At 69.2% G+C, this 8,853-nt stretch carries 6 protein-coding genes; 5 read left to right on the top strand and 1 reads right to left on the bottom strand.

All coding sequences use genetic code 11. From position 1 onward, the window contains the following. From V9K99_RS41135 to V9K99_RS41115, 5 genes are all read left to right on the top strand, one after another. A partial coding sequence (locus V9K99_RS41135) for a hypothetical protein (protein WP_337324285.1) occupies positions 1–427 on the top strand: 427 nt, incomplete at its 5' end. 40 nt (positions 428–467) lie between these two features. Further along, complete coding sequence (locus V9K99_RS41130) at positions 468–3,593, top strand: BTAD domain-containing putative transcriptional regulator (RefSeq protein WP_337324284.1); 3,126 nt, start codon at positions 468–470, stop codon at positions 3,591–3,593. A 52-nt stretch (positions 3,594–3,645) separates the two neighbouring features. Continuing rightward, on the top strand, positions 3,646–4,791 hold the full coding sequence (locus tag V9K99_RS41125) for an MFS transporter (protein WP_337324283.1): 1,146 nt from the start codon (positions 3,646–3,648) through the stop codon (positions 4,789–4,791). Continuing rightward, positions 4,788–6,668 carry an FAD-dependent monooxygenase gene (locus V9K99_RS41120; protein ID WP_337324282.1) on the top strand — a complete coding sequence of 627 codons (1,881 nt, stop codon included), beginning with the start codon at positions 4,788–4,790 and terminating at the stop codon, positions 6,666–6,668. The genes V9K99_RS41125 and V9K99_RS41120 overlap by 4 nt, the downstream gene beginning before the upstream one ends. A 71-nt stretch (positions 6,669–6,739) precedes the next feature. Next, the gene (locus V9K99_RS41115; protein ID WP_337324281.1) at positions 6,740–7,558 is read left to right on the top strand and encodes a class I SAM-dependent methyltransferase; all 819 of its coding nucleotides are present in this window, start codon (positions 6,740–6,742) and stop codon (positions 7,556–7,558) included. A 481-nt stretch (positions 7,559–8,039) separates the two neighbouring features. On the opposite strand, the gene V9K99_RS41110 is transcribed toward V9K99_RS41115, so the two are convergent. Further along, positions 8,040–8,792: an IclR family transcriptional regulator gene (locus V9K99_RS41110; RefSeq protein WP_337324280.1), complete on the bottom strand. Its 753-nt coding sequence runs from the start codon at positions 8,790–8,792 to the stop codon at positions 8,040–8,042. Between the last annotated feature and the right edge of the window lie 61 nt (positions 8,793–8,853).

The raw sequence follows: 8,853 nt of genomic DNA, 5'->3' as shown, positions 1-8,853 counted from the left end.
AGCACCATCAAGCAGCCCGGAGCCGCGCCACCACAGTCGCCTTCTCGCAGCACCCGACAACCACGAGTCGCACCACCCGGGCACCCGGCAACCACAGTCGCCCTACCCCACCACGCGACACCACACTCGCCGTACCCAAAGCACACCGAGGCGCTCCGCCGAACACCTGCCCCCGACGCCAGGCGACGTACCCCGATTCGACGACGCCGGTCCGCTCTGCGGCGTGGAGTTCGAGGCGATGCGGACCGAGGCTCTGTACTTCGTCAGTGTGCCCCCCGCAGGCAGCCGGGACGACATCTCCTGGCCGAGCTGGCCGACGGGACCTGTTGCTACCGACCCGCACAACCAGCCGCTGTCTGAACCGGCACTGGCCGTTTACGACCTGTTCCACGACCTCATTCGCGACTTCGGGACAGCAGAAACCTGAAATTCTCGCCTGCGGTGGGTTGCCGACGTACCTTACGACTGTGGCGGCACCGCGGTTCGGGATCCTTGGTGAGCTGGAGGTCACGCTCGATCACCGGCGGCTCGAGTTCGGTGGTCCGAAGCAGCGCGGGCTGCTGGCGATGCTGCTGATCCACCTGAACCAGTCCGTCTCGGCCGGCCGGCTGACCGAGGCGCTGTGGGGGAGTGAGCCGCCGGCGGGTGCCGAGGTCACGCTGCGCACCCATGTGTCGCATCTGCGTCGGCATCTCGCGTCGGTCGGCGCGGCCGAGGTGCTGGTCACCCGGCGGTCCGGGTACAGCCTGGCGGTCGATCCGGAGCAGGTCGATGCGTACCGGTTCGAGCGGCTCGCCGGACTGGGGCAGGAAGCCGTCGGGCTGGCCGATCCGGAGCGGGCCGCGCGATTGCTGCGGGAAGCGCTCGAGCTCTGGCGTGGACCAGTACTGCAGGACCTTGGCCATCCGCTGTTCGCCGAGGCCGAGACCGCGCGGCTGGAAGGTCTTCGCCTCGACGCCTTGGAGGCCCGGATCAGCGCGGATCTGGCGTTGGGCCGGTACGACGTCATCGCCGAGCTGGAGCGGTTGGTGGTCGAGCACCCGTTTCGGGAGCGGTTCCACGGTCAGCTGATGCTCGCGCTCTACCGGGCGGGTCGGCAGGCTGACGCACTCGCGGCATACGCCTCAGCCAGAGAACGCCTTGCCGAGGAGCTCGGACTGGATCCCGGTCCGGCGTTGGCGGCGCTGGAGACTGCGATCCTGCGCGGGGATCCGGAGTTGCTGCTACCTGGTGCGCAGACGGCGTCGCCGACTCGGGTGAAGGCTCCGCCGGATGCGTTGTTCAGCAGTGTGCGCCGGGACCAGATGGTCGGGCGGTCGAGTGAGCTGGATCGGCTCCGCGGATCGTGGCGAGAGGTTCGGGAAGGTGCGGGCCGAGTGGTGCTCATCTCCGGCGAAGCAGGCGTCGGCAAGACGCGGCTGGTTGCGGAGTTCGCCGATGAGGTGACCGCGGACGTGCTGGTGGGGCGGTGCGACCAGGCCGAGATCGCTTACCAGCCGATCGTTTCGGCGCTCCCGGCGAGCGCGGAGATCGTTGCCTCATCCCCCGAAGTGATGCGGAGCCGCTTCGTCGGACTCCTTGCCCAGCTGGCGCCCGTCGTACTTGTGCTGGAGGACGCCGAACGGATCGACCACGCCAGTGCTGAGCTGCTGCGGCACGTCCTGCGCAGGCTGCCCGAGCGCGTCCTGGTGATCGTCTGCTTCCGCGATCCGCCGGGGACCAGGCATCCGGCGTTGCTGGAGCTACTCGGTGACCTCCCGGGGGCTGATCGCTTGGTGCTTCAGCCTTTGAGCGAAGGCGAGTTGGGCTTGCTGGCCGGTGACAGGTCTGCCGGGTTTGTGCATGAGTTGTGGCGCACGACTGGTGGGAACCCGTTCTACGCCATCGAGGTGCTGCGCGACGGGCAGTCTGTGGTGCCGTCCGGGGTGCGCGACGTACTGCGGCATCGGCTGCAAGCACTGTCGGAGGCGACACAGCAAGTTGTGCGATGTGCCGCCGTACTGGGCCGGGAGGCTGAGTTCGGGGTGCTGGCGCAGTTGGTCGACCTGGCTGAGGATCCGCTGATCGACGCGCTGGAACAGGCGGTCGGCGCCGGGTTCCTGGTGGAGGCGGGGAGCTCGTGGAAGGCGACGTACAGCTTCCCGCACGACCTGATGCGGGAGGCGGTGTACGGCGACATCCCGCAGACCCGGCGACAGCGGCTGCATGTCCGTGCGGCCGAAGCCTTGCAGTTGCCGGGGGCAAGCATTGCGGCGGCCGCTGTGCATCTGCGGGCGGCCGGTCCGGCGGCGGATCCGGAGCAGGCCGCTGACCTCAGCTTGCAGGCGGCGGACGAGGCAGCCCGGCTGTACGCCTGGCATGAGGCTGTCGACCACGCCGAAGCCGCTGTCGACGTCCTCGACCAGGCCGGCGCGATGCGTTCCAGACGAGCGGCTGCCGCGGTGCAGACTGCGATCCTTCGGCTCAAGTCGAGTATCGGCGATCGGCGGGCGATCGAGCTGTTGGAGACCGCTTTGGAGCTGTACGCCGGTGACGATGCCGCAGCCGCGACGGTCCACAGCCGACTCGGCGGTGCCCTGTGCACAAACCATTCCGTGATGGACATCCCGCGAGCGATCGAGCACCTGAAGGCCGCGGAGCGACTGAACGGCGACCGATTCCACCTCCACCGTGGGATGACGCAGGCCGCGATGTACGGCGTACGCACCGAGATCCTCGGGGATGCCGCGCGACGGGCGGAAGCGCTGGCCACCGACCTCGGCCGCCGCGATCTCGCGGTGATGGCGTCGTGGGGACGGTCCTGGTACGAGTTCAACCGCGGCCATCTGGGTGAGGCGGCCAAGATCCGGGAAACGATGTGGGCCATCGCGCACGAGTTGGCCGATCCGTATCTCGGCTGGACCTCGGTCAGTGGCGCTGCGCTCTGTACGACGGAGTACTTGCTGGATCCGGTCGCGGGCCGGGCGTGGTGCCGGCGTGGGCTGTCGCAGGCGCGATTCGAGACCTTCGAGCACCCGCACGACACCATCGTCGACCAGCTCGCGTTGGCCTTGGCAGCGATGGGCGATCTGGACGACGCTCGCCGGGTGGCCGACCCGTTGCCTGCTGATGCCGTCAGCCGGCGAGTCCTGACGTTTCTGGACGGTGACTGGGAACGGGCCGAGCAGGACTGGGCCGCGGCGCTACGCCGGGACGAGGAGGCGGGCGACTTCCACGACGCCGCACTGAATGCCCGGTGGCTTGGTGGCGTTCGTCGGCTCCTCGGCGACCAGGACGGTGCGGTCGCTGCACTGAGACGCGCCGTGACGATCGGCGTCGAGGGTCCGCAGCTTCCGACTGAGCTTGCGGCCCGGGCCGAGCTCGCACAGGTGCTGGCGGAGAGCGGCTCGGCTGAGGAGGCGGCAGGCCATTTGGCGCGATGCGACGAGATCATGAGCCTCGGTGAGGACTGGCGCGGGCTCGCCGGAGTCGTCGAGCTGGCGCGTGGCGCGGTGACAGGTGCGGATGACGCGTATCAACGTGCCGTCGACGTCTTCACGACGTACCGGCTGGCTTGGCGACGAGCGGCCGCGTTGAAGGCCTGGGGGCGCTGACCTCAACAGAGCTTCCACAGAGCTTCAACATCGCGTCGTCATCGTGGCTGGCATGAACCAATCTTCAGCAGACAGCGCGAGGCTCTTCGGGTGCCTGTTCTCTGCGCAGGCGAGCCTGCTGGTGCTCACCCCGATCCTGTCCGAGGTCGCGACCGACTTCGGCGTCTCACCCGCAACTGCGGGCCAGCTGCGGGCGATGTCCGGTGTGGTCGCGGCGCTCGTCGCGGTCGGCCTGGTGATCAGCCGCCGCCGCTGGGAGCTCCGCGGATTGCTCGAACTCGGGCTCGGTCTCCTGTCCATCGCCGCATCGGCAAGCGTGCTCGCACCGTCCTTCGCCGCGCTGGCAGCGGCACAGGCCGTCCTCGGGGCTGGGGTGTCCCTGGTCCTGGCCGGCGGGCTGGCAGCGGCCGGGAGCTGGGCGTCGGAGGGCGAACGCGCCGCGCTGCTGTCCTGGGCGATGGTCGGCGCACCGAGCGCCTGGATCGCCGGTATGCCGGTGATCGGCCTGCTCGGCGGCCACAGCTGGCGACTCGCCTGGCTTGTGCCACTCACAGCGACCGTGCTGACACTGCACGGAGTCTCGCGCCGCGAGCGAGGTACGCCGGAACCCGCACCAACATCCGGGCTGCGCAGACCCGGCATGACCCGCTGGGCTGTCGGAGAGCTACTGGCGTACGGCGGTTGGTCCGGTGTGCTCGTGTACGTCGGCGGCCTGCTCACCGATGCGCATGGAGCGTCGCCTGCAGCGACCGGTGTCGCGCTGGGAGGTGGAGCGATCGCCTATGTCGTTGCCACGTTCCTGGCCCGGCGCTGGGTGGACCGGGCGGCTCGGCCGATGGTGCTTGCCGCCGGTTCGGCGATGGTGCTCGCCGCGGTGGTGCTGGGTGCGGTCCGACCGTCGTTCGGCTTCTCGGTGCTGATGTGGGCCGTGATCGCCTTCCTCGCCGGGGTCCGCATGATGGCGGGCAGCGCGGCCGGTCTCGATCTGGCCGGTGCCGGTCCGCTGCAGGCGATGAGCGTCCGCGCTGCGTCCATGCAGGCCGGGTACTTGGCCGGCGCCGTACTGGGTGGGCTGGGGCTCGCACTTGGCGGCTGGACGGTCGTTGGCGTGGCACTCGCCGTACCGCTGCTTCTTGCGGTCGGTGTGACGGCCGCCGATCATCAGATCACTGCTCGTCCGAAGGTGGGTGCGCGATGACCGAGCGGTACGACGCCGTCGTGGTCGGCGCACGGTGCGCGGGATCGACTCTCGCGACCCTGTTGGCACGGGCGGGTTGGCGGGTGCTCATGCTGGATCGAGACCCGTTCCCCAGCGACACCGTGTCCACGCACGTGATGTTCCCGGACACGCTGCAGCGACTGGACGAGTTGGGCGCGCTGGCTGAGCTCAAGGCCTCGCATGAGTTGCGGATGGTCAACTTCAGTTGGCGGATTCTCGGTCACGACGTGGCCGGCGGCTTCACGCCGATCCGGGGATTCGACCGGGCGACGAGCATTCGGCGGATCACGCTCGATGCCGCGTTGGTCGAGGTGGCCAAGGCGGCCGGGGTCGAGTTCCGGGCCGGCACCGAGGTCGCCGAGCTGATCGGTGACGATCCGGTGCAGGGCGTCGTACTGGAAACCGGGGAGCGGATCGAGTCGACCTGGGTGTTCGGTGCGGACGGGCGGGTTTCGACGGTGGCACGGCGGCTCGGGGTGCCGGCGACGGACGAGCGGCGCGGGGAGATGGCGTTCCTGCTGGCGTACTGGCGTGGGTTGCCGCCGTCGGACTGGTGCCACATCGATGTCCACGAGCAGTCGGCGTTGATGTCGGTTCCGGTTGAGGACGGGGTCCACCTGCTGTCCGTGACGGGTACGCCGGACATCACGCGAGGCTCGGCCGCCGTGCGCGAAGAACGGTATCTGGCCGCTCTTCACCAGTTCCCGGCAGTGTTGAACGCACGGCTACTGGAGAGTGCGGAGCGGATCTCACCGATCGTGGTGGTGCCGGAGACGATGCTGCGCGGCCACTACCGGAAGGCCAACGGACGGGGCTGGGCGCTGCTCGGCGACGCCGGCCACTTCAAGCATCCGGTGACGGCTCAGGGCATCGGCGACGCGATCGAGCAGGCCTGGTACATCGGTACGACGCTGGCCGCCGGCGGTGACCTGGAAGGGTACCAGGAGTGGCGTGACAAGCGGGCCGCCGAGTACTACGAGTGGTCCTTCACTCTGGCCGCCTTCGCGCGGGGCCGGGCTGCCGCGATCTTCTCGGGGTTGGCCTCGGATCCCGTTGCCAGCCAGGAATTCCTGGACACCTTCACCAAGCGGGTCCGCCCGTCGCGGGTCAACACCCGCGAGCGGATCGCTCGCTGGAACGCCGCCTGGGCGTACGACGACGGCCGGCGGCAGGTGCTCGCCCTGGATCTCGACGAGGAGCGGCTCGCCCGGCAGGTCCCCGCTTGTCCGGAGTGGACGGTACGAGACCTGATCGCACACCTGGCCGGCATCGCCGAGGACACTCTGCGCGGCTCGTACTTCGCCGAGGCTCTCGACGCCTGGCGTGATCCGGACATCTCGGAGCGGCGTGAGGAGTGGACAGCCGGTCAGGTATCGACTCGCTCGGACCGGTCGATCGAGTCCGTGCTCCGCGAGTTCGACGAGTACGCCGGCAGGCTGGTGACGATGCTGCGTCGAGGCCAGGCACCTGACGGCCCGGGATGGTTGCTTGCGGCACCGGTCGGTGACCTGGCCGTTCATCTCGCGGACCTGCGGGAAGCGCTCGGCCTCGAGCCGGATCAGACCGCACCGATCACGCACTTCGGCTTCGCGGCGTACCGGGACTGGCTGCGCGCACGGATCGCCGAACGTGGACTGCCGGGGTTGCGGTTGTCGGACGGGCACAAGGACTGGGTGCTGGGTTCGGGTGCACCCGAGGTCAGCCTGACGGCCGATCGCTACGAGTTGTTCCGGGCGATCACCGGCCGCCGGAGTGCCGCCGCGATCCGCGCCTATGACTGGTCCGGCGATCCGACGCCGTACCTGCCGATCATCGCGCCGTACCCGCTGCCGGCGGATCAGGTCGCGGCCCGCTAGGGGCCCGGCGACCTTCATTCATCACGCACGACCTGAAGACGGTCGGCGTGCCCAAAGGAAAGGGAATCACCATGACCATCGCTACCTTCGAGGAAATCAAGGCGAAACAGCGCGCCACGTGGGGGAGCGGCGACTACGGCAAGATCGCCTGGGTGACCGTGCCGGTCGCCGAGACACTGGTCGCCGCGGTCGATCCGCGGCCCGGTGCGACGGTTCTGGACGTCGCCACCGGGACCGGGCATGTCGCGCTGGCCGCGGCTCGCCACTTCGCGGTCGTCAGCGGTATCGACTACGTACCCGAGCTGGTCGCCACGGCCCAGCAGCGGGCGCAGGCCGAAGGACTCACGGTCGACTTCCGGGAGGCGGACGCGGAGAACCTGCCGTTCGCGGACGACTCGTTCGACTACGTGATGTCGGCGATCGGCGTGATGTTCACGGCCGATCACCAGCGTGCCGCGGATGAACTCGTGCGTGTCGCCAAGCCAGGCGGGCGGATCGGGCTGGCGAGCTGGACGCCGACCGGGTTCATCGGGCAGCTGCTGAAGACGGTCGGCCGGCACGCGGCACCGCCTGCCGGTGCGCTGCCGCCGACCCGGTGGGGGACGGAGGAGGTACTGCGGGAGTTGTACGGCGAGCGGGTCAGCTCGGTCGAGACGACGGTTGCGAAGGTGACGCAGCGGTTCGCGTCGGCAGAGCACTTCGCCGACTTCTTCCTGACGTACTACGGCCCGACGTACAAGGCGGCCGAACGGCTCGACGAGGACGGCCGGCGTGCCTTCCGTGCCGACGTGATCGAGCTGGCCAAAGCGTCGAACTACGCGACCGACGGGACGCTCGCCTGCGACTGGGAGTACCTGATCGCCATCGCCACCAAGGACCTGAGTTCATAGGGTATGGGGTGGCGCAGCTCCGGACTGCTTGATGGTGCCAAGTGCCGGAGCTGCGGGCGGTCCGGTGTGATTGGTGCAGTTCGACAGGAGGTGTCCGGCGATCGAGCCGGATCCCCGGTGGGCTTAGGCGGGGAGTGGCTGGTAGTGGCCGTATACGTCCTGTCGATTTGCACCTGGACGCACCCACCCACGACCAGGAGAGCGCAGCTGGGTGGATGCGTGAACGGGTCGTGGATTCGGCGGGTTTGAGGATGTGGTTCGGGGCCTGCCTGGGGCGGTCGGCTCTGTCATGTCTGGGGTTGCCCCCTCACCTGGTGGGTTGCCCGCTGGTCTTTTGAGGGGGCAACCCACCATCTCAGGGGGCAACCCTCCAGTGTGTGGGCCGGCGGCCGGCATGCGGACGAAACCGGTCACAAGCCGGACGATGGCCTTTGGTGGCGGCGCTGCCGGACTGCGGGCACGGGCGCTGCGGGTTCCGCGGTTACAGGGCCGCGGAGATGTCTTGGGCGGTGGCGGTGAGTGCGGGGGTGATCCGCTCGACTCGGGCGGGGGAGTAGCGGGCTCTCGGCATCGACACCGATACCGCGGCGACCGTCTCGCCCTGTGCGTTGGTGATCGCTCGGCCCAGGGCGATCAGGCCGCGCTCGGTGCGTTCGCGATTGATGGCGACACCGCTGCGCCGGACCGCCCGCAGTTCGCGGCGGAGTTTCGTCAGGTCGACCCGCTCGGCCGGTGGGGCGGCGTCGTACAGGGCGATGAGTTGTTCGTCGGTGAGCGCGGCCAGCATGACCAGGCCGCCGGTCGACTGATGGGCCGGGAGGACCATTCCCTCGCGACTGCCGACCCGCAGCGTCTGGGTGGACTCGACCGAGGCGATGAAGCGGATCGTCCGGCCGGTGCGGACACTCAGGTTGACGGTCTCGTCGAGGGTGTCGACCAGGGTGCGCATCGGCCCGAGCGCGGCGGCCCGGAGGGCGCCGATCCCGGAGTGTGCGGTCGCCGCGACCTCGAGCACCGGGCCGGCTCGGTAGCTTCGGTCGTCGTCCTGTACGGCGAAGTCGCGGTAGACCAGCGTGGACAACAGCCGATGCGCGGTCGACCGGGCGACACCGAGTCGTTCGGCAGCCGTGGACACGGTGAGTGGCCCCTCCACCTGCAGAATCACCGCCAGCCGGAGCGCGTGGTCAACGCTCGTCACGCCGTACGCAGGCGGGTTCTTCATCAGCTTCACCATGGGATCCATTCTGCAGGACAGAATCTTCTGTTCTGCAGTCCACCGGCGGAGCAGGGTGAGC

The organism is Kribbella sp. CCNWLW201 (assembly GCF_037203805.1).
GTDB lineage: Bacteria > Actinomycetota > Actinomycetes > Propionibacteriales > Kribbellaceae > Kribbella.
Note: the sequence above shows the minus strand (reverse complement) of the source record. Positions and strands in the feature narration are given on the sequence as shown.

Coding starts and splice junctions, on each gene's coding strand:
- V9K99_RS41125 (WP_337324283.1), top strand. CDS start 3,646: ATGAACCAATCTTCAGCAGACAGCGCGAGGCTCTTCGGGTGCCTGTTC.
- V9K99_RS41110 (WP_337324280.1), bottom strand. CDS start 8,792: ATGGTGAAGCTGATGAAGAACCCGCCTGCGTACGGCGTGACGAGCGTT.
- V9K99_RS41115 (WP_337324281.1), top strand. CDS start 6,740: ATGACCATCGCTACCTTCGAGGAAATCAAGGCGAAACAGCGCGCCACG.
- V9K99_RS41120 (WP_337324282.1), top strand. CDS start 4,788: ATGACCGAGCGGTACGACGCCGTCGTGGTCGGCGCACGGTGCGCGGGA.